This is a genomic window from Alphaproteobacteria bacterium 33-17, assembly GCA_001897445.1.
Classification (GTDB): Bacteria; Pseudomonadota; Alphaproteobacteria; order Rickettsiales; family 33-17; genus 33-17.
In genome coordinates, this window is the sequence record MKSX01000026.1 from 14,439 (window position 1) to 35,461 (window position 21,023).

Genomic DNA, 21,023 nt, shown 5'->3' on the forward strand with positions numbered 1-21,023 from the left:
TCCAAACCTTTTCTAAACATTATTTGTATATACCACAACGCTTGCAACAAGCACAACCCATATTAGGCTTAGCGGTAAGAAAACTTTCCAGCCTAGTCTCATAAGCTGATCATATCTGTAACGTGGAAGAGTTGCCCTTACCCATAAAAAGCAGAACAATACAAAAGCAATTTTTGATACAAACCAGATAAAACCTGGGATAAAGCTTAAAGCTTCAATATTAAATGGCGGAAGCCAGCCTCCCATAAATAGTATCACAAGCATAGCACTTGTTAGAATCATATTTGCATATTCCCCTAAAAAGAAAAGCGCAAATGGAATAGATGAATACTCTACGTTATAACCTGCAACAAGCTCTGCTTCTGCTTCTGGTAAATCAAATGGAAGTCTGTTTGTTTCAGCAAGAATTGATATAAAAAATACAACTGACATAGGAAGAAGTAACAACTCAAAATACCATGGCATATTCTTTTGAGCCAGTACTATTTCTGTAAGGTTTAGCGTGCCAGTACACAAAAGAACTGTAATAATTACAAGCCCCATTGATACTTCATAAGAAATCATCTGTGCAGATGATCTGATAGCACCTAAAAACGCATATTTAGAATTACTTGCCCACCCTGACATTATAATGCCGTATACACCAAGTGATGATACTGCCAATAAATATAGTACGCCCACGTTTATATTTGCTATAGCACCATTTTCGCTAAATGGCACAACTGCCCAGCCTATTAAAGCCAATACAAAGGTTACTATAGGCGCAATCATAAAGATCACTTTATTAGCCTGAGTTGGAAGTATAATCTCTTTAAGCATGAGCTTAAGACCATCAGCAAAAGCCTGTAATAATCCGAAAGGTCCTACAACGTTAGGTCCTTTGCGCATTTGCATAGACGCAATAACCTTTCGCTCGGCATATGTTAAGTATGCAACACACACAAGTAAAGGTACTATTACTAAAAGTATTTTTCCTATAATAAAAACTACAGGTAATATGATACTTTCTAACATTTATGCAGCCTCTTCGTCTTTGTTTTTAAACAGCTTTGCACATTCCGCCATAGTTCTTGATGACCTCGATATTGGATCTGTCATAAAGAAATTATCACAAATTGTATTTATGGTAGAATTATTTATATCACCTGCACTACCAAAAGCTACAAAATTTTCAGATAAAATTTCATCTATTTTTGCAAAATGTGGATGTTTTGCATAAATTTCACTACGTAACTCTTTTAAATTTTTTGGAGCCGTAATTCTGCCAATATTTTCAATGACTTCAGATAAAATCTGGTAATCAGGTTTTGCCATATTTAAAGGCGCTACAGCCATTTTTGTTTGCTGTACTCGTCCTTCCATATTTAAATATATTGCATTTTTCTCAGTATAAGCGCTTCCTGGTAACACTACATGGCTATGTTTAGCACCATTATCGCCATGGTGACCCTGATAAATAATTTTACATTTATCACTAATACCAGATAAAGCAAATTCATCTGCGCCTAATAGGTATAAAACTTTTATATCACCAGATTTTGCCGCTTCAATCATTTGGTATGCATTCATCCCGTTTTCAGGCACAAACCCAAGGTCAAGGCTAGCAACTCTGCTTGCAGCTTTATGAAGTACGTTATAACCTTTATGATCATCACGGTTTATGTTAAATTTCTCACAAATATCAGAAAGGACTTTTTGAACTGAATACGAATCTTCTCTTGCAAAAATAGCCTCACCAACAATAATTACAGGGTTTTTAGCGTTTTGTAATTTCTCAGCAAATTCGTGCTCACCTGCCAGAATATCCTTTAAAATATTTGCATTATCGCCTAAATGCTCAACTGGATATGTTTGATCGTCAATTTTACCAATACTTGCGAAATATGTATGATTTTTACGATATGTTTTGCGTAATCTTGCACCTACCATTGAAGCTTCATAACGTGGATTGCTTCCAACAAATAGAACAACATCAGCTTTTTCTAAGCCTTGTATTGTTGTGTTAAACAAATAAGAGAATCTATTATTAAATTTATATTTTAAGCCTTTTACACCGTCTATGTTTTTAATATTTAGATCATCTGCGATTCTTTTCATGAGATAAATTGACTCACCATCTGCAAGATCACCAGCAATAAAGCCAATTTCAGATGGCTTATGGGTATTAAGCAAATTCTTTACAGCAGCATATGCATCTTCCCATGAAGCTTCTTTAAACTTACTGTTTTCTTTAAGCATTGGTCTATCAAGTCTTTGATATTTTAAACCATCATAAGCAAATCTTGTTTTATCGCTTATCCATTCTTCGTTGATTTCTTCATTAATTCTTGGAAGAATACGCATTACTTCAAGACCTCTGTAATCTACCCTAATGTTGCTTCCAACAGCATCTAAAACATCAATAGATTCAACTTTGCGAAGTTCCCAGCTTCTTGCTTTGAATGCATAAGGCTTGGATGTAAGCGCTCCAACCGGACATAAATCAATTATATTGCCTGATATTTCAGATGAAACTGCTTTTTCAACATAAGTACCAACTTCCATATGTTCGCCTCTGCCTGTTGCACCAAGGTCTGGAACACCTGCAATCTGGTCAATAAACCTGATACATCTGGTACAGTGAATACATCTTGTCATATGGGTTTTAATCAGAGGACCCATATATTTATCTGTTACAGCACGTTTATTTTCGTGGAAACGGCTACCGCACTTACCATATGCCATAGCTTGATCTTGCAAATCACATTCACCACCTTGATCACATATAGGGCAGTCAAGCGGATGATTAATTAGTAAAAACTCCATTACACCTTCACGAGCTTTCTTAACTGTAGGCGTATCAGTTTTTATTACCATGCCATCATTTACAGGCATTGCGCAAGATGCAACTGGTTTTGGTGCTTTTTCCATTTCTACTAAGCACATACGGCAGTTACCAGCAATCGATAATTTATCATGGTAGCAGAATCTTGGTATTTCAATACCTGCAATTTCACAAGCCTGAATAACTGTAAGACCTGCTGCTACTTCAATCTCTTTGCCATCTATTGTAATTTTTGGCATAACTTTTAACCCTCTATGCTACTCTTTTTCTATATTCTTCAATTCTTTGCTCAATTACTGGTCTGAAGTGTCTTATAAGCCCCTGAATTGGCCATGCCGCTGCATCACCTAGCGCACAAATTGTATGACCTTCGATCTGTTTGGTTACATCAAGCAATTGATCAATTTCGTGTTTTTCTGCTCTGCCTTCTACTAAACGCATCATAACGCGCCACATCCAGCCCGTACCTTCACGGCATGGCGTACACTGACCACATGATTCATGCATATAAAATTTACTCAGTCTTGCAATTGCATAAATAATATCTGTCGATTTATCCATAACGATTACTGCCGCTGTGCCAAGTCCGCTTTGAACTGCCCTCAAACTATCGAAATCCATTAGCACTTCATCGCAAATTGATTTTGGAAGCATCGGAACAGATGATCCACCAGGAATAATTGCAAGCAAGTTATCCCAGCCGCCTCTAACGCCACCAGCATGTTTTTCAATAAGTTCTTTAAGCGGAATTCCCATAGCTTCTTCAACGTTACAAGGCTTGTTGACATGACCTGAAATTGAGAAGATTTTGGTACCAGTATTATTAGGTCTGCCAATACCTGCAAACCAGTCAGCACCACGTCTTAATATTGTTGGTGCTACTGCGATTGACTCAACGTTATTTACTGTCGTAGGGCAGCCGTAAAGTCCAACTCCCGCAGGAAATGGCGGCTTAAGCCTTGGTTGACCTTTATTTCCTTCTAAACTCTCGAGTAACGCAGTCTCTTCACCACAAATATAAGCACCAGCTCCTCTATGAACATATAGATCAAAATCCCAGCCTGAACCACAAGCATTTTTACCAATTAGACCTGCTTTATAAGCTTCGTCTATAGCATATTGTAATCTTTGTGCCTCATGGACATATTCACCACGAATATATATATAACAAGCATGCGCTCTGATTGCGAATGATGCAATTAAGCACCCTTCAATAAGCATATGCGGGTCTGAACGCATAATCTCACGATCTTTACATGTTCCAGGTTCACTTTCATCGGCATTAACTACTAAATATGAAGGCTTAGCATGAGTTTTTGGCATAAATGACCATTTCATACCAGTTGAGAACCCAGCCCCACCTCTACCGCGAAGTCCAGATTTTTTAACTTCTTCAATGATATTATCCTGACCGCGTTCAATTAAAGCTTTGGTATTATCCCAAATGCCACGTTTTTTTGCGCCATCCAACTTCCAATCATGCTCGCCATATAAGTTTTTAAAAATTCTGTCTTTATCATGCAACATAATTACACACCCTCTTTCAGAGTTGTTTTACCGCCCTCAGGCATTGAATTGAGGCGACCATTTTGTGGTCCTACTTTTACTTCTTTTCCTGCTGCTAAATCATCTAATAGTTTTGTGAAGTTTTCTTCATTTAAATCTTCAAAGTAGTCATCATTAATTTGCACCATTGGAGCATTGGAACACGCACCTAAACATTCAACTTCTAAAAGGCTAAACATTCCATCTTCTGAAGTTTCGCCAGATTCAATACCTAGCTTGTTTTTGCAAACTTTTTTAATGTCGTCAGCGCCTCTTAACCAACATGGGGTTGTTCCGCAAAGCTGTATAAAATACTTTCCAACAGGGGCAAGATTAAACATTGTATAAAATGTTGCAACTTCATATACTCTGATTTCTGGCATATTCAAAATTGAAGCAATTTTTGTCATTGCAGCACGCGGAATCCAGTTATCATTTTGTCTTTGCGCTAAATCAAGTAGTGGAAGCACAGCACTTTGCTGACGCCCTTCTGGATACTTAGCAATAATTGCTTTAATTTTTTCTTGATTTTCAGCATTAAACTCAAATGTTTTTGGTTGCTCAAAATGCTTACTTGGTTTTATGCCACTCATCTATCAATCTCTCCAAATACAATATCAAGGCTTCCTATAATTGTTACTACGTCTGCAAGTAAATGTCCTTTTGACATAAAATCTAATCCTTGCAAATGAGCAAAACCTGGCGCTCTTAATCTACATCTATATGGTTTATTTGTACCATCTGCAATCACATGCACACCAAACTCTCCTTTTGGAGCCTCTACCGCTGCATAATATTCACCCGCTGGCACATGATACCCTTCAGTATAAAGCTTAAAGTGATGAATTAATGCTTCCATAGATTTTTTCATTTCAGTTCTAGGAGGCGGTGCAATTTTCTTATCTAACGTTTTCACAGGACCTTTTGGCATTTGTTCCAAGCATTGCTTTATGATCTTAACTGACTGGTACATCTCTTCAACACGCACCAAATATCTGTCATAACAGTCACCGTTTTTACCAACTGGAATATCAAAATCCATTTTGCTATAAACATCATATGGCTGTGATTTTCTTAAGTCCCAGGCAATACCAGATCCTCTAACCATTGCACCTGAAAATCCCCAGTTCATTGCCTCTTCAGGCGATACAACACCAATATCAACTAAACGCTGCTTCCAAATTCTGTTATCTGTTAGTAAACTTTCAACATTCGCCAAGCATTCAATAAATTTATCATTAAAGTTTTTAATATCGCTTAATAAATCATCTGATATATCCTGAGCTACACCACCAGGTCTGAAGTATGCAGCATGCATACGCGAGCCGCTTGCTCTTTCGTAAAATTCCATAAGTTTTTCACGTTCTTCAAAAAGCCATAAAAGCGGAGTAGTTGCACCAACGTCAAGCGCTTGTGTTGTAATATTCATTATATGGTTTAAAAGTCTGCCAAGCTCAGCAAATAACACTCTAATATACTGCGCCCTAAGTGGCACATCACAACCAAGCAATTTCTCTACTGCTAAGCAATAAGCATGCTCCTGATTCATCGGAGCTACGTAATCAAGCCTGTCTAAATAAGGTAGTGCCTGCAAATAGGTTTTATGCTCCATAAGCTTTTCAGTACCTCGGTGAAGAAGACCTATGTGTGGGTCAGCTCTGTCAATAACTTCACCATCCATCTCTAAAACCAGCCTTAATACTCCGTGTGCCGCTGGATGCTGCGGACCAAAGTTAAGGGTCATATTTTTAATTTCAAACTGCTGCGACATAACTCACCTTTTATGCTTTTGCTTTTTCATCACCAGGAAGAACATAATGCGCACCTTCCCATGGGCTTAAAAAGTCAAAACTTCTATATTCTTGTGATAAATTTACTGGTTCATAAACAACTTTTTTGGTTTCCATATCATAGCGAACTTCAACATATCCTGTAAGTGGAAAGTCCTTACGAAGCGGATGACCCTGGAAGCCATAATCTGTAAGTATTCTTCTTAAATCTGGGTTGCCGTTAAACATAACGCCATACATATCCCAAACTTCACGTTCGTACCATATAGCACCACTAAATATGGATGATACCGAATCAAGTATTTCATCACTATCAGCTGATGTTTTAATATAAACCCTTTTATTATACTTCATACTTAGAAGCTGATATGTTACTTCAAATCTCTTTTCTTTGTATGGAAAATCAGAACAAAAAATATCAATCAATGTTTTGAACTGCATTTTTTCGTCATCTTTAAAAAAACAAATTGCATTCAAAATATTTTGACTGTCAACGCGGCAGTGAACCGAATTATCATGCGCAATATGCAAATCATTAAGGCATGTAATATTAGCATTTATATAAGTTATAAGCTCTTCGTTACTATGACTCATTTGCGTACCTCTTAAGCTTTAATGTGCCGGTACGTTTAATTTTTCTTTGTAGCTGAATAATCCCATATAGCAGAGCTTCTGCTGTTGGTGGGCATCCTGGCACATATACGTCAACAGGAACAATCCTGTCACATCCTCTAACAACTGAATATGAGTAATGGTAATATCCACCACCGTTTGCGCAGCTTCCCATAGATATAACCCAGCGAGGTTCAGGCATCTGGTCATAAACTTTACGCAGTGCCGGAGCCATCTTATTTGTAAGAGTACCTGCAACGATCATAACGTCTGATTGTCTTGGTGATGGTCTAAATACTAAACCAAATCTGTCAAGATCGTATCTACTTGCAGCTGTTTGCATCATCTCAACCGCGCAGCATGCTAACCCAAAAGTCATAGGCCAAAGTGACCCTGTTCTTGCCCAGTTTGCCAGATCATCGAGCTTTGCAAGTACAAAGCCACGGTTTTTAACTTCATCTGCCATTGCAGTAAGTATTGCATTTTGATCGCTTCCGCTAGGTATTGGGCTATTACTTTTATTAAACATATTTACTCCCACTCGAGTGCACCTTTTTTCCATTCATAAACAAAGCCTATTGTTAGTACCGCTAAGAACAGCATCATAGACCAAAATCCTGTAAGACCAATGTGTTTAAGACTTATAGACCAAGGAAACAAAAATGTAACCTCAAGATCAAAAATGATAAATAAAATTGCAACTAAATAGAATCTAATATCAAATTTACCTCTGGCATCGCCAAAAGCATCAAATCCGCATTCATATGCAGATGTTTTTTCAGGGTCAGGCTTAAATGTTGCAAGTATAAATGGAATAACCACCATGACTATTGAAAGCCCGATTGCAATAACTAAAAAGACCAAAAGCGGAAAATATTCCGTAAGTAACTTGGGGTCAAAAAACATGATAAATCTCTAAAAATTATATATTTTTGCCATATAATATATAATATCGAAATATTCAAATTTGCAAACTATTTCTTGAATATAATAAAATAATGCTACTCTTTACTTGAAAAAGTGGAAATCAGTAATTAACTTATTATCAAGATATTTTTAAATTAGGTAAAATAATGGCAATGGAATCAATGCACGGTACCACAATTTTATCTGTACGTAAGGGCGATCAGGTTGCTATCGCCGCTGACGGACAGGTATCGCTGGGTCCGACAATCATAAAAACAAATGCAAAAAAACTTCGTAATCTAGCAAACGGTAAGATTCAGGTTGGTTTTGCAGGTTCTACTGCCGATGCACTTACACTTTTTGAAAGACTAGAGGCAAAGCTTGATAAGCACCCAAATCAACTAATGAGAGCTTGCGTTGAGCTTGCTAAAGACTGGCGTACAGATAAATATTTACGACGTTTAGAAGCTATGATGATTGTTGTAGATTCTAAAGTCACCCTGGTTTTAACAGGTAATGGTGACGTGATAGAACCAGAAGACGGAGTTGTAGCAATCGGATCAGGCGGCAATTATGCACTTTCTGCAGCACGCGCACTTTATGACTTTGATTTAAAAGCAGAAGAAATTACAAAACGAGCTATGGAGATCGCAGCAGGCATATGTGTTTATAGCAATACCAATATAATTATGGAAGTTTTAGAAAATGAACGTAAATGAATCAACCATCACTCCTAGGCAAATTGTTAGCGAACTTGATAAATTTATTGTAGGACAAAGTGATGCCAAAAAAGCAGTAGCAATTGCTCTTAAAAACCGTATTCGTCGCAGAAATGTTGATGACAAGCAAATGAAGGAAGAAATTGTTCCTAAAAATATTCTTATGATCGGTCCTACTGGGGTTGGTAAAACTGAGATTGCAAGACGCCTTGCTAAAATAGTTGGTGCGCCATTTATCAAAACTGAGGCAACTAAGTTTACTGAAGTAGGATATGTTGGTAAGGACGTAGAGTCTATTATCCGTGATCTTTTTGAAAATGCCGTAAATATGGTACGCCAGAAGATGCGTAAAGAATACGAAGATTTAGCTCGTGAGTCTGCTGAAGATAAAGTATTAAATAGCTTAGTTGGCGAAAATGCAAGCCATGAGACTCGCGAAAAATTTAGACAAATGCTTCATGATGGCAAACTGGACTCTAAGGAAGTTGAAATTGAAGTTGTAGATAATCCAAGCCCAAATTCGGGTATGAATATGTTTGATATGCCAGGCGGTCAAATGGGCGTAGGCGTTGTTAGCATTAGTGATATTTTAGGCAAGGCTATTGGTATTGATAAGAAAACCAAAACCAAAAAAGTTACTGCTAAGGAGGCGATGGAAATTCTAATTAAAGAAGAATCTGATAGCCTAATTGATGATGAAAAAGTTATCAAAACTGCTTTAGATTTAACCCAGCAAGACGGTATTGTATTTATTGACGAAATAGACAAGGTTGTAGCACGAAACGATGGCAGAGGCGACGTAAGCCGCGAAGGTGTGCAGCGTGATTTACTTCCACTTATTGAAGGTACATTCATTAATACAAAATACGGCATTATTAAAACTGATCATATTTTGTTTATTGCATCGGGCGCTTTCCACTTAGCCAAGCCTTCTGATTTACTACCAGAGCTTCAAGGGAGACTTCCTGTACGAGTTGAGCTTAAGCCGCTATCTAAAGATGACATGATTAAAATCATGAAAGAGCCTGAAACAAGCCTGCTTAAACAATATCAGGCACTTATAAAAACAGAATCAATTGAGCTTAAATTTACCGACGAAGCTATTGAAAAAATTGCCGAAATCGCAATTCATATTAATAACGAAGTTGAAAATATTGGCGCAAGAAGGCTTCATACAATCTTAGAAAAGTTACTAAGCGAAGTAAGCTTTGATGCGGGCGATAAAATTACTGATAAAGACTTTGCTATCACCGCAGATTATGTTGAAAGCCAGCTTAAAGACATTTCTTATAATATTGATCTTAGCAAGTTTATATTATAGGAAGCTTAAGTGCAGTTTATTGATATTGGCGCAAAAGACTCTGTTTACCCTCGCTTTGAAAGTAAAATAGAGTCTTTTGAATATATACACCTATTTGAACCAAACCCTGTTTTTGCTGAAAAACTTCGTGCAAAATATAATAGTCTACCAAACATTTATGTTCATGAAATTGCTATTTCAAATGAAACAGGTCAGGCAAATTTCAATATCGCAAAATTAAATGCTGCATCATCCCTTCTTAAACCAAATGAAGATCTTATTACTGAATTAAACCTTAAGTCTTTCCGTTCCAAGGGACAAATAACCGTTAAAACAAGTACATTAGATGATTTGCATAAAAGCGGTGTTTTAAAATCAATGCCAACTATTCTCAAAATTGACGCCCAGGGAATGGAAGCGAAAATTATAGAAGCTGGTAGCAGGTTTATCACCTCTCACGTAGAACTCATTATCTGCGAGGCAGATTTTCATAAACGCTATGAAGGCGGTAGCAGTTTTGAGGAAGTAGACAGACTTATCAAGCTACTGGGGTTTGAATTTATTAAGTTTGTAGACGAAGTATACTTCCGCGAAAACCCCACCCAGATATTTTTCGCAGATGGGGTTTATGGAAGGAAGGGATCCGTTTATGATTTTAATCATATTTTAGACTTATTATACTAATTCCTAAAATTTATCAGCCACAACATATATTGATAAAGGTGACTAGAAATATCTTTGAAATTCGAAAAACGCCAAAGCGTTTCTTCACTTTACAACTCCCCCCACTCACCCATTTTTAATCTCATAAACTTTCCGCATAACTAATTTGCAACTGAGCTGGCTGCATTCCTTGAAATACATTATAAAAATACCCCTTCTATTTTTATATGGGAAGGGGGTATGATAAAAAAAGGTCGTAAAAGACAACTTCTCTTACGACCTTTAAAACTTTTTTGATATAAATCAACTAGTTATTAGACTTAATAAAGTTTTCAATAGAGTCCATATCAAGACTTTGGTTAAACACTTTTCCATTAATAATGATGAATGGAGTACCCTGAACTTTAAAGTCCATGCCCATTGATCTTGCTCTAGCTAAATATGTATCAGGATATGTAGATTTTAGAACTTCCTCTAACTGATCTTTATTTATTCCTAAGCCTACTGCAATATTTTTAGCAGACTCTACAGTTCTAACCCCTTCATCCATTAACTTAAAATAAAAGTCACTATAAACTTCAGGCTTTAATTTAAATACGCTGGCAGCAACTGCTCCGAGTGCAAGAGAACCATCGCCCATTACAGGAAAATCAATAAGTATCATTTTAGTATCTTTATGTTTTGCCATGTATGCTTTTAATGCAACGGCAGATTTTAAACAGAAACCACAATTATAATCAAAGAATTGCACTATAACGTTTTTAGCGTCTTTATTACCATAAAATGGGAAATTTTTTGGATCTTGCAATTCAGACATACGTTTTGCTATAGCCGTATTAGCTTCAGCCGATTGTTTATCCATTTCGTTTTCCTGATATCTTTTAATTGCATTAATCACAACTTCAGGATCTTCTTCAAAATATGTATTAATTTCAGATCTGATAATTTCACGAATTGCTTTTTCGTTAACTAAAGGCTCAGCATTTGCTACTTTATGCGAGGCACTTAAAATACTATCTTTGAATGCGTATGTAAGCCCCACTACTGTTAGCATTAATAAAACGAATTTTATTGGCGACTTACCTGGTTTATTGTATCTTGACATTTAAATTAGCCTCTTTTTTAAAAATTACTGGATAAAAGATAGTTACAAATTTTTTTACTTATTTCAATAGTTTATTTAAATCTTACTAAATATTTAGGAACAATATGTTCAAACTGCGCAGCAACAATACCTAAATCTTTTAAAGATTTATAGCTGTTATTTGCAATACAATCAAATTTTAGAGCCTCTACCTGATCTTCTGTAAGCATAGGGGCAGGAAGCACTGACATACATTTACCCATGAAAGATGCAACAGGAAAAGGAACTTTAGCGATATATCTTTTCTTGCCAATTGTTTTTAATATAAATTTCAGCAAGTCTTTGAATGTAACAATTTCATTACCATAAAGCTCATATATTCCAGCATCATATTTATCGTTATCAACAAGTATTGCAATAGATTTTGCCACATCACATACATATACTGGCTGGAATTTTGTATGTCCACCACCAATAGCTGGAAGCATAGGTGAAAAACACGCAAGTCTTGCAAACATATTGAAAAAATTATCTTCCTGACCAAACATAATATTAGGTCTTAGTATATAACTTTCCGGAAATGTACTTACAATACCCCTTTCTGCCATAAGTTTTGATCTTGCATACTTACTACTTGATGTATCAACGCCCATGGCTGAAATATGAATAAATTTACTTATATTCTTTTCTTTACAAATTTGCGCGAGTTTTTTCGGAAAATTAATATGAATATTTTCAAAGCTATTCTTTCCTTTTTGATAAAGCAAACCTATTAAATTAATAACTGCGTAGGAATTACCTATAGCTTTTAAAACTTGACCATCATCATGAATATTGCAATATGTTACACTGATTTGACCTACATGCCCTGCAGTCTTCAAATCTAAATGTAGTGATGGTGTACGTGTAATAACGTTGATTCTGTATCCGAGATTTGCAAGTTCTTTAACTACATATCTTCCTAAAAATCCGCCGCCACCAAATATAGTTACTAATTTGTTTTTCATATATACCTGATTTTTTATATTATTCTCTAATTATTAAAATAATCAGATTTCATTTGCAAATGTTTTCCTGAGTCTACTCTGATTATTTCGCCAGTGATAGCTTTATTATTAATTAAGAAATCTATTGTTGATATAACCTGAGCTACATCTATTATATTACCAAGCACATTATCTGTTGCTCTAAACATAAAATTATCAGGATCTTCTGAAGGATCACAAATAACTGGTGATAATGCAATAGCATTAACCCTTGTTTTTGGAGCCATACTAACTGCAAGAGACTTGGTAAGCTGCGTGAGCAAAGATTTAGCGATACCATATGACAAGAAATTTCTAGTAGGAATATTATCTGTAAAATAATCCAATATATTAATTACCAAACTGTCATGATTTAATTTTTCTGTAATATTAGATAATAAAAATAATGGCGTAATAGTATTTACATGCATGTTTTCAGTAAAGGTTTCGTAATGCATGTTACCAAGTTTATCATTGGTAAAGGTTGAAGCATTATTTATAATAATATCTGGGTAGCCATGTTTTTCAAATATATTGGTGAAATTTTGTATAGATTTTTCTAAAAAATTAAAGTCTGCTTCAATAAATATATTTTTTTTATCTGATAACCCTTGGATTTTATCAAAAGAATCCTTATAATGTAAGTAAGTGAAGTAATCTTGGCTTTGTAAATGTTTTGCAAAGGTTTTTCCTAATTTACTTGAAGCGCCGGTTATTAAAACTTTTTTTGATGACATAGGTTAACTTTGTTTAAATTTTTAAAGGTGGGTTATACCCCAAGAAGAATATACAATGTTTTAGAAATGTATTAAAGTTATATCGACCATGCCACACTTTGATTTTTTACCTATCCTTTATTTACTCGGTTCAGCCGTAATAATTGTAGCTATATTCAGACACCTTAAATTAAGCCCTGTACTTGGATATTTCGTTGCAGGCTCAATGCTAGGTCCTTCTGGATTCGGCGTTGTTGACCCCAAAGAAACTATGATCTTTGGTGAGATCGGCGTAGTATTCCTGTTATTCGCTATTGGTCTTGAACTTACATTTTCAAGGCTCAAGGCTATGCGTAATCACGTATTTGGCTTTGGTACGCTTCAGGTAACGCTAACTACTGCCATAATACTAGGGGTTTTATTACTTCTTAGCGTTAAGGGCGGGAAAGCATTTATTATTGGTGCTGCTTTAGCTTTATCCTCAACTGCAATCGTACTTCAGGTACTTGCTGAAAGCAGAACTCAGTCTACACAAGTAGGTAGGTTATCACTTGCAACACTCCTTATGCAGGATTTTGCCGTTGTACCGCTTTTAGTATTAGTTCCATTAATTGCTGAAGGCACAACAAATTTCACATCCTCTATTTTCCAGGCGTTTTCTAAAGCGATTATCGCCCTATTCTTTATTTTTGTTGGCGGAAGATTGTTATTAAGACCATTATTTAATGCAGTAACCACTAATAGCGCGGCTAAAAACAATGAGCTTTTTGTTGCAACCACAATATTAATATCTCTAGCTGCTGCATACATTACAGAACAACTTGGTCTTTCTCTTGCTTTAGGTGCATTCGCCGCAGGTCTGTTAGTTGCAGAGACTGAATTCCAACATCAGGCAGAAGAAAGTATTTTCCCATTTAAAGGCTTATTCCTTGGCTTATTCTTCATGACTGTGGGCATGAGCATGGATTTAAACTTTATGGCTAACAATTATGTTAAGATTATTCTTATATCTTTAGCTTTAATAGTGGTTAAAGCTACTGTTATAACTGCTTTATGTATGTTATTCCGCTTTAGCTTAGGTACTTCTATTCATGCGGGTCTTTTACTCAGTCAGGGCGGTGAGTTTGCATTCATTCTCTTTAAACTTGCACAAAGCAAGGGTATTTTAAATGCAGAGATATCACAGGTACTCTTAATGGTAGTAACCACAACAATGGCCTTAACACCTCTCCTTTCAGCCATAGGGACAAAAATAAATGAAAGGCTTGATCGTAAAGCCGATATGAAAGCAGAAGATATTATCATGGAAACCGATGACCTTGAAAATCACGTTATTATTGTGGGTTTTGGCAGAGTTGGCAAAATGGTTGCAAGGCTTTTAGAAGCTGAATCTGTTCATTACTTAGCAACTGATATTAATGAAGAATACGTAACAGCAGGCAGACAAGATGGTTTCCCCGTATATTTAGGCGACTCAAGCTCTATACGAATGCTAGAAACCTTAGGTATTGCAAGAGCGCAGTCGGTGATTATCACTATTAAAAATACCATCACTATCAATAAAACAATTCAGAATATTAGAGAAAAATATCAAAACATTCCTATTATTATGCGTTCAGAGGATTTATCAGAAGATGGAAAACTTTATGACATGGGCGCGTCAATTTTAGTACCTGAGACATACGAAACTGGCTTACAACTTGGCGGTGCTGTTCTTAAAGCTATTGGCTTTAGTGAATTTGAAATTAGCCGTATTAAAAATAAGTTCAGAGCTGGTAATTACGAATATGCTAAAGAAGCAGAAATCGAGTAACTAAAAATGGTTAAAGCTAATAAGAAAGAATTTGTATGCAGAGAATGCGGAGCAATTAGCTCTAAATGGTCTGGCAAGTGTGAAGACTGCGGCGCATGGAATACAATTGAGGAACATATCCCTGTAGCTACAAGCAATTTTACAAAGCTACCATCGAGCAATAACAACGCCAGAGTTTTAGAGTTTCAGTCACTTAAAGATAGCATTACAGATACATTTAGAATTTCTACCTCTATTGGTGAGCTTGATCAGGTTTTGGGTGGCGGTATAGTTCCAGGATCAGTTACATTAATCGGTGGCGACCCTGGTATCGGTAAATCTACTCTTATTCTACAGTTACTTAGCAACCTAACTAATACTGGTCTTGGCTGCGTATATGTTTCTGGGGAAGAATCGCTTTCACAAATTGCGTTAAGAGCAAAACGTCTAAAAGTTGAAGAAGCTGATATCAAAATGATAGCCGCAACGAACTTAGAGCCAATTATTGCAACTGTAAAAGCTGCTGAAAACATTCACTTTCTAGTTATTGACTCAATTCAAACCATGTATATGGAGCAGGTTCAATCTGCGCCAGGTACTGTATCACAAGTAAGAGCTTCTGCGCACGAGCTTATTCGCCTTGCAAAAGATAATAATATTGCGGTTGCAATTATTGGACACGTTACAAAAGAAGGGCAAATCGCGGGACCTAAAGTTTTAGAACATATGGTTGACACTGTGCTTTACTTTGAGGGTGAGCGAGGACAACATTTTAGAATATTAAGATCAGTCAAAAACCGTTTTGGTGGCATTAATGAAATTGGCGTATTTGAAATGGGCGATACCGGACTTAGAGAAGTGAGCAACCCTTCGGCATTATTTCTAGGTGAACGATCCCTAAATACAAACGGTGCTTGTATATTTGCTGGCATGGAAGGTACGCGCCCTATTCTTATTGAAGTTCAGGCACTTGTTGCTCCAACATTTATGGCAACTCCCCGCAGGGCTGTGATTGGTTGGGATAGTAACCGCTTAGCAATGGTAATTGCAGTACTTGCTACAAGATTTGGGCTTAACCTTACAGACAAAGAAGTTTACTTAAACATTGCAGGCGGACTTGAGATTGAGGAACCCGCAGCAGATTTAGCTGTTGCTGCAGCACTTATTTCTGCCGCAATTCAGGTTGATATTCCAAGCGACACAGCAGTTTTTGGCGAGATTGGACTTGGTGGCGAAATAAGAAGCATTTCGCAAGCAGACTCAAGGGTTAAAGAAGCCGCAAAACTTGGTTTTACACGCATAATATTACCTGACAATGGTAAACTTCAGGAACTTCAGGCTACAACTTCTGCCAAAATTATTGGACTCAAGCATATCAAAGAACTTAAGAAAATTTTATTTAGTTAAGAAACAATGTTAGAATTAGATCATTCCCATCAGGTGGCACTTTATGCTATTTCCTCAATTTTACCGTTTGATAATACAGAAAAACTTGCTATTGAAAGCTCACAAACATGGGTTAAAAGCGGCGTTCCAATTTTTAGGACACAAAGCCCTAACATACCGCCTAAACATTTAGTATCTTATTCAGTCGTGGTTGATACTACAAACCAGAAAATTTTGCTTGGTGATCATATAAAATCTAATCTATGGCTTCCGATGGGCGGTCATGTTGATACTGATGAAGACCCCAAACTTGCAGCACTTAGGGAATGTAAAGAGGAACTAGATTTTACAACATCATTGATTAATAATAATCCAGTATTTATTTCAGTCAGTGAAACTGTAAATATGATTCATAATCATGTTGACGTGAGTTTATGGTACATACTTAATGGCTCTATAACTAATCATTTTAAAATTGATTATAATGAATTTAAGGAAATTCGTTGGTTTCCTTTTGATCAAATCCCTTATAATAACACTGATAAAAATATGGAAAGATTTATAAGAAAATTAAAAACCTTTATTAAGTAGATTTGTGACTAACCATTCAAATTATTCTCTAAGATACTTGACAATGCTTCAAATGATTCATCTGGAGAGGATGGAATATCTTGATTTTGCTTAATAAATTCTTCTACCAAGCCATGAATAATTATTGAGTCATCAACTTCTTTGTTAGTACCTTTTCTGTAAGCACCAATACGTATAATTTCTTCCATATCTTCGTATATTGCCATGTATTTTTTAGCACGGTTTATTGTAAGGTTTTGGAAATCAGAGTGACATTTGGGCAAAGTTCTTGAAATACTTTTTAGAACGTTTATCGCAGGGTATCTTCCACGCTCTGCTATTTTCCTATCTAGTATAATGTGACCATCAATAATACCACGCACGGTATCGGCAATAGGTTCATTTGTATCATCACCTTCTACTAATACACTGAATATACCAGATATATTACCTTGGTGTTCCATACCAGGACCTGCACGCTCTAAAAGCTTTGGAAGCTCAGCAAATACAGTTGGAGTATAACCTTTAGTTGTTGGCGGCTCCCCTAAAGAGAGTCCTATTTCACGCTGTGCCATCGCAAAACGGGTCACACTATCCATAATACAAAGCACCTCTTTACCCTGATCTCTAAAATACTCAGATATCGCAAGTGTTATATATGCTGCCCTTTTACGAAGCACAGCAACTTCATCACTTGTTGCTACAACAATAATAGTGTTTTTAAGCCCTTCTTTTCCAATATAATCTTCAATAAACTCTTTTACTTCCCTGCCCCTTTCCCCAATGAGTCCAATAACCCTTACGTCTACATCAGAAAATTTGGTTACCATTGACAACAAAACAGATTTACCAACACCTGAACCTGCGAAAATCCCAACCCTTTGCCCATAGCAAAGAGGCACAAATGTATCAAGTACTTTTACACCTAAGCTTATTTTTCCTGAAACCCTGCGGCGCTTACTTGATATCGGAGGTGCTGCCTTGATGTTATACTCTTTATCTCCAGCAGGAAGGCTACCTAAATCATCTAATGGCTCTCCCTGTGAGCTTATAATTCTGCCAAGCCACTCTTCACAAGGTTTTATAGTATTGGCATGGGTAAGTACATTTACTTTGCTACCGATTGATATTGTACAGTTATCATTGAATAATATCATCTTAGCAACTGATGAATCAATGTAAACGCACTCTCCCTTGATTTTTCCTTCCAGGCTATCTACTTCTAAAATTGAGCCAACTGATACAAACCCATTTAAACCTATGAATTCAACAATAATCCCTTTTACAGCAGAGATTGATCCTGTAAGGTTATTAAAATTAGCCTGATTAATTGTATTTTTAAGATCTGCTAGTAAAGCCATGCTAACTACACTGCATTACCTGGTTTAATTATTTCAAAATCTATTTTATAAATATCAAACAGCCCAAAATAATATGCACCTATTGTTAAAATAACAAATAGTACTTTTAAAATTGATCCTGCTTTCATAAGCTCATAACCCGTAAGATGATGATTAATAAAGATCAATGAATTAGAAGGAGTTGCTACCGCTAAAATAAATGACGAGCTAATTAAAAATACTGTCATTAGCGATACTGCAAGAGGATTAAGACCAGTTGCAATACAAAGCGCTGCAACTAACGGAATCATCACAATAGCTAATGAAGTATTATTAATTGTCTCAGTTGCAAATATTGTAAAAATAATAATAATTCCTAATGCAATAGATTTAGATGTTACAGAGTGATCAGACACGTGAGCTGCTATAACATTAAATATTTCAAGCTCATTAATAGCATTAGATATTGCTATACCACTGCCAAATAATAATAAAATACCCCAGGGAATTCTGTGCGTATCATTCCAGTCTAATAGGAATTTGTTTTGTTTTAGACTAGTAGGGATAATAAACAATATTAACCCAAAAAATATAGCTATAAGTTCATCACTTATTTCAAAAGGAAGATAACTTTCGTAAAGCGGTCTTAGTGTCCATGATAAAATAGCCATTAAAAATATTATTCCAATGGTTTTTTGGTGACTATTTACATATGCGCCTTCAATTTGATCTTTTATCATTTCACTACTAATAGTAAGTCCATGATTAGATGGGAAAAGAATTTTTGTAAGCACTATCCATGTAGCAAAAGCCATTATTAATGATAACGGTAAACCAAAGTATAACCATCCCCAAAAATGTATATCAACTTCAAAAGTTTCCTGAAAAAAACTTTTTAGAATTAAGTTTGGTGGACTTCCAATTATAGTTGCAGTACCGCCAATAGTTGATGTAAACGCAGTCGCAATGAGTATCGAAATAATAAAATTACGCTTTGTTTTTTCATCTAAATCAACATCTAAATTGTTAATAATACTACTTACAATCGGCAGCATAATGATTGTTACAGCAGTATTGCTAATCCACATACTTAAAAAATATGTTGTAATAATTACTGCTAAGATAACTTTATCAGATGAATTCCCCACGCACCCAATAACTTTACTTGCTATTGCATAATGAAATTTGTGTTTTTCAAGTGCAAAGGCAATAAAAAATCCACCTAAAAACATAAATACGTATGAACTTCCAAATGACTTAAATGTAGTATATGAGTCTAAAATTCCAAGAACTGGAAAAAGTACAACAGGCAGTAATGCTGTAATTGCTGAATTTACAGGTTCAAAAAGCCACCATGTTAGCATCAGCCCCATAACTCCTACAAAATGCCATGCATTAAGTGTAAATATGTCAGGACACGGGGTAAGTAAAATTGTTAATAAAAATAATGGTCCTAAAAACAATGCTAAAATTTTACGTTTAATAGAATCAGCTTTTGCAGTACTGTGCATTTTTATCCCCTAGGATTTGACACTTTAACAACATTACAAGCTCTAAAGAGTTTGTTTTCTAGTATCCTATTACAATACACTCCTGCAAATTTTTCGCTATTAAAATATGATATTTTTATATATCTGGTATTATTTCTAACATTTTGCACTAGCTGATATTTTACTTTGTAATACTGTGTTTGACGTAATACCTTAGCTAGCAAATCACCAAAATCCTGATTTTTATCTTCAAAATACACATGTAATGCAATTTTGTAATTTCCGTTTGATGTCGGTAAATCAGGCTCTGTTACCTGCCATTTTTTTATAGGGTCAGACATTAACTTAGCCTTACCTACAGTAATTTTACGAGTTCTGGTTTTAATCACAGTTGTGCCAGCTGAAGACTCCAAATTAGATGGCATCTTAGGTACTTCTGCTGTTTGCATATCCATTTTATTAGTCATCTTATTTGCAACTTTTGATCTGGCATTTTTAGATCTTATTGTAATTTTACGTCCATTGGTTGATACCTGAGTATTGCTTGCACTAAGCCACGGCATATCTGTAATAGTATCTTCAGCAGCATTGTCTATGTCATGATTTTCTGTGTTAGTTACCTGAACATTTTTTGGTTTGATTTCACGAGCTGTTATTCTTGGCATAGCTGATTTTACAGGTACTTCAGCTTTTTCAATATCATCTGGCTCTGATACACTTTGTTTATCAAGCATTGACTTGATTTTTTCATTACGTGTTTTATTAGCCATTTTATTAGCACTATAACCAAACTTATCCTTACTTGCAGATGTAGCGCCATTTGCCAACAACAATTCTACAGTTGCAGTTTTATTAGCTGCAGTTGCTTTCATAAGTGGGGTCATATGATAACTATCTTGTGCGTTTATGTTTGCGCCGTTATCAAGTAAAAGTTTTACAATATTATTATCACCGTTTCTGGCAGCAATATGAAGAGGACTAACTCCAGCAATATCTGTAGCATTTACATCAGCAGAATATTTTAAAAGAGTTCTAACAGCTTCAATATTTTTACTTGAAACTGCAAACATAATTGGGGTAATGCCATACTCGCCTCTCATATCAGGATTTAGACCAGTTTCTAAATAATTAGAAAGATGTGCCATATTATTAGTCTGTATAGCGGTAATAAGCTGATTCGCTTTGTTTCCTGCATAACCATAGGTTGAAAAACAAAGTAAAAAAAACAGTTTCAAAAAATATTTCGCCATACATGCTCTCT

At 35.8% G+C, this 21,023-nt stretch carries 20 protein-coding genes; 6 read left to right on the plus strand and 14 right to left on the minus strand.

The window, feature by feature from the left end:
• Positions 1-12: 12 nt before the first annotated feature.
• From BGO27_07145 to BGO27_07180, 8 genes are read right to left on the minus strand one after another with little or no spacing between them, the layout of a single operon-like run.
• Entirely contained in the window at positions 13-1,014 is a 1,002-nt protein-coding gene (locus BGO27_07145; protein OJV12491.1) for an NADH-quinone oxidoreductase subunit H, read from the minus strand.
• Positions 1,015-3,063, minus strand: a complete 2,049-nt coding sequence (locus tag BGO27_07150) for an NADH-quinone oxidoreductase subunit G (GenBank protein OJV12492.1) — start codon at positions 3,061-3,063, stop codon at positions 1,015-1,017. It abuts the gene before it with no gap.
• A gap of 13 nt (positions 3,064-3,076) precedes the next feature.
• A complete protein-coding gene (locus BGO27_07155) occupies positions 3,077-4,351 on the minus strand; it encodes an NADH-quinone oxidoreductase subunit F (GenBank protein OJV12493.1) in 1,275 nt (424 codons plus the stop codon).
• A gap of 2 nt (positions 4,352-4,353) precedes the next feature.
• Positions 4,354-4,962 carry an NADH-quinone oxidoreductase subunit E gene (locus tag BGO27_07160; GenBank protein OJV12494.1) on the minus strand — a complete coding sequence of 203 codons (609 nt, stop codon included), beginning with the start codon at positions 4,960-4,962 and terminating at the stop codon, positions 4,354-4,356.
• Entirely contained in the window at positions 4,959-6,140 is a 1,182-nt protein-coding gene (locus BGO27_07165) for an NADH dehydrogenase (GenBank protein OJV12495.1), read from the minus strand. The genes BGO27_07160 and BGO27_07165 overlap by 4 nt, the downstream gene beginning before the upstream one ends.
• Before the next feature lie 10 nt (positions 6,141-6,150).
• On the minus strand, positions 6,151-6,753 hold the full coding sequence (locus BGO27_07170) for an NADH-quinone oxidoreductase subunit C (protein ID OJV12496.1): 603 nt from the start codon (positions 6,751-6,753) through the stop codon (positions 6,151-6,153).
• Positions 6,743-7,333 (minus strand): NADH dehydrogenase, encoded by a 591-nt coding sequence (locus BGO27_07175; GenBank protein ID OJV12497.1) that lies wholly within the window; start codon positions 7,331-7,333, stop codon positions 6,743-6,745. The genes BGO27_07170 and BGO27_07175 overlap by 11 nt, the downstream gene beginning before the upstream one ends.
• A complete protein-coding gene (locus BGO27_07180) occupies positions 7,303-7,677 on the minus strand; it encodes an NADH-quinone oxidoreductase subunit A (protein OJV12498.1) in 375 nt (124 codons plus the stop codon). Before BGO27_07180 ends, BGO27_07175 begins: the two co-directional genes overlap by 31 nt.
• Positions 7,678-7,844: 167 nt before the next feature.
• On the opposite strand from BGO27_07180, the gene BGO27_07185 reads away from it, so the two are divergent.
• Genes BGO27_07185 through BGO27_07195 form a run of 3 tightly spaced genes read left to right on the plus strand, consistent with a single transcriptional unit; the run spans position 7,845 to position 10,380 of the window.
• Positions 7,845-8,396, plus strand: coding sequence for an HslU--HslV peptidase proteolytic subunit (locus BGO27_07185; protein ID OJV12499.1), 552 nt, complete (start codon positions 7,845-7,847; stop codon positions 8,394-8,396).
• Entirely contained in the window at positions 8,383-9,717 is a 1,335-nt protein-coding gene (locus BGO27_07190; protein OJV12500.1) for an HslU--HslV peptidase ATPase subunit, read from the plus strand. Before BGO27_07185 ends, BGO27_07190 begins: the two co-directional genes overlap by 14 nt.
• Before the next feature lie 9 nt (positions 9,718-9,726).
• Entirely contained in the window at positions 9,727-10,380 is a 654-nt protein-coding gene (locus BGO27_07195; GenBank protein OJV12501.1) for a hypothetical protein, read from the plus strand.
• A gap of 286 nt (positions 10,381-10,666) precedes the next feature.
• Here BGO27_07195 and BGO27_07200 read toward each other — a convergent pair whose 3' ends face one another.
• The 3 genes from BGO27_07200 to BGO27_07210 form a co-directional block, all read right to left on the minus strand.
• Positions 10,667-11,464, minus strand: coding sequence for a hypothetical protein (locus tag BGO27_07200; protein ID OJV12502.1), 798 nt, complete (start codon positions 11,462-11,464; stop codon positions 10,667-10,669).
• A gap of 71 nt (positions 11,465-11,535) precedes the next feature.
• A complete protein-coding gene (locus tag BGO27_07205) occupies positions 11,536-12,450 on the minus strand; it encodes a hypothetical protein (GenBank protein ID OJV12503.1) in 915 nt (304 codons plus the stop codon).
• A gap of 26 nt (positions 12,451-12,476) precedes the next feature.
• Complete coding sequence (locus BGO27_07210) at positions 12,477-13,205, minus strand: hypothetical protein (protein OJV12504.1); 729 nt, start codon at positions 13,203-13,205, stop codon at positions 12,477-12,479.
• A gap of 88 nt (positions 13,206-13,293) precedes the next feature.
• Between BGO27_07210 and BGO27_07215 the strand changes: the two genes are divergently transcribed.
• The 3 genes from BGO27_07215 to BGO27_07225 are packed head-to-tail and all read left to right on the plus strand — an operon-like array spanning position 13,294 to position 16,953.
• Complete coding sequence (locus tag BGO27_07215; GenBank protein OJV12505.1) at positions 13,294-14,997, plus strand: potassium transporter; 1,704 nt, start codon at positions 13,294-13,296, stop codon at positions 14,995-14,997.
• Positions 14,998-15,003: 6 nt separating this feature from the next.
• Complete coding sequence (locus BGO27_07220) at positions 15,004-16,383, plus strand: DNA repair protein RadA (protein ID OJV12506.1); 1,380 nt, start codon at positions 15,004-15,006, stop codon at positions 16,381-16,383.
• A gap of 6 nt (positions 16,384-16,389) precedes the next feature.
• The gene (locus BGO27_07225; GenBank protein OJV12507.1) at positions 16,390-16,953 is read left to right on the plus strand and encodes a hypothetical protein; all 564 of its coding nucleotides are present in this window, start codon (positions 16,390-16,392) and stop codon (positions 16,951-16,953) included.
• An 8-nt stretch (positions 16,954-16,961) separates the two neighbouring features.
• On the opposite strand, the gene fliI is transcribed toward BGO27_07225, so the two are convergent.
• The 3 genes from fliI to BGO27_07240 are packed head-to-tail and all read right to left on the minus strand — an operon-like array spanning position 16,962 to position 21,012.
• Entirely contained in the window at positions 16,962-18,293 is a 1,332-nt protein-coding gene (gene fliI, locus BGO27_07230; GenBank protein OJV12508.1) for a flagellum-specific ATP synthase FliI, read from the minus strand.
• Positions 18,294-18,298: 5 nt separating this feature from the next.
• Entirely contained in the window at positions 18,299-19,783 is a 1,485-nt protein-coding gene (locus BGO27_07235; protein OJV12509.1) for a hypothetical protein, read from the minus strand.
• Between the two features lie 2 nt (positions 19,784-19,785).
• Positions 19,786-21,012: a hypothetical protein gene (locus BGO27_07240; GenBank protein OJV12510.1), complete on the minus strand. Its 1,227-nt coding sequence runs from the start codon at positions 21,010-21,012 to the stop codon at positions 19,786-19,788.
• Between the last annotated feature and the right edge of the window lie 11 nt (positions 21,013-21,023).

Excerpts from the sequence above, each read along its gene's own strand:
- BGO27_07200 (OJV12502.1), bottom strand. The coding sequence starts at position 11,464 with ATGTCAAGATACAATAAACCAGGTAAGTCGCCAATAAAATTCGTTTTA.
- BGO27_07170 (OJV12496.1), bottom strand. The coding sequence starts at position 6,753 with ATGAGTCATAGTAACGAAGAGCTTATAACTTATATAAATGCTAATATT.
- BGO27_07145 (OJV12491.1), bottom strand. The coding sequence starts at position 1,014 with ATGTTAGAAAGTATCATATTACCTGTAGTTTTTATTATAGGAAAAATA.
- BGO27_07160 (OJV12494.1), bottom strand. The coding sequence starts at position 4,962 with ATGAGTGGCATAAAACCAAGTAAGCATTTTGAGCAACCAAAAACATTT.
- BGO27_07150 (OJV12492.1), bottom strand. The coding sequence starts at position 3,063 with ATGCCAAAAATTACAATAGATGGCAAAGAGATTGAAGTAGCAGCAGGT.
- BGO27_07175 (OJV12497.1), bottom strand. The coding sequence starts at position 7,333 with ATGGAAAAAAGGTGCACTCGAGTGGGAGTAAATATGTTTAATAAAAGT.
- fliI (OJV12508.1), bottom strand. The coding sequence starts at position 18,293 with ATGGCTTTACTAGCAGATCTTAAAAATACAATTAATCAGGCTAATTTT.
- BGO27_07165 (OJV12495.1), bottom strand. The coding sequence starts at position 6,140 with ATGTCGCAGCAGTTTGAAATTAAAAATATGACCCTTAACTTTGGTCCG.
- BGO27_07215 (OJV12505.1), top strand. The coding sequence starts at position 13,294 with ATGCCACACTTTGATTTTTTACCTATCCTTTATTTACTCGGTTCAGCC.
- BGO27_07235 (OJV12509.1), bottom strand. The coding sequence starts at position 19,783 with ATGCACAGTACTGCAAAAGCTGATTCTATTAAACGTAAAATTTTAGCA.
- BGO27_07240 (OJV12510.1), bottom strand. The coding sequence starts at position 21,012 with ATGGCGAAATATTTTTTGAAACTGTTTTTTTTACTTTGTTTTTCAACC.
- BGO27_07205 (OJV12503.1), bottom strand. The coding sequence starts at position 12,450 with ATGAAAAACAAATTAGTAACTATATTTGGTGGCGGCGGATTTTTAGGA.
- BGO27_07210 (OJV12504.1), bottom strand. The coding sequence starts at position 13,205 with ATGTCATCAAAAAAAGTTTTAATAACCGGCGCTTCAAGTAAATTAGGA.
- BGO27_07180 (OJV12498.1), bottom strand. The coding sequence starts at position 7,677 with ATGTTTTTTGACCCCAAGTTACTTACGGAATATTTTCCGCTTTTGGTC.
- BGO27_07220 (OJV12506.1), top strand. The coding sequence starts at position 15,004 with ATGGTTAAAGCTAATAAGAAAGAATTTGTATGCAGAGAATGCGGAGCA.
- BGO27_07155 (OJV12493.1), bottom strand. The coding sequence starts at position 4,351 with ATGTTGCATGATAAAGACAGAATTTTTAAAAACTTATATGGCGAGCAT.
- BGO27_07225 (OJV12507.1), top strand. The coding sequence starts at position 16,390 with ATGTTAGAATTAGATCATTCCCATCAGGTGGCACTTTATGCTATTTCC.
- BGO27_07185 (OJV12499.1), top strand. The coding sequence starts at position 7,845 with ATGGCAATGGAATCAATGCACGGTACCACAATTTTATCTGTACGTAAG.
- BGO27_07190 (OJV12500.1), top strand. The coding sequence starts at position 8,383 with ATGAACGTAAATGAATCAACCATCACTCCTAGGCAAATTGTTAGCGAA.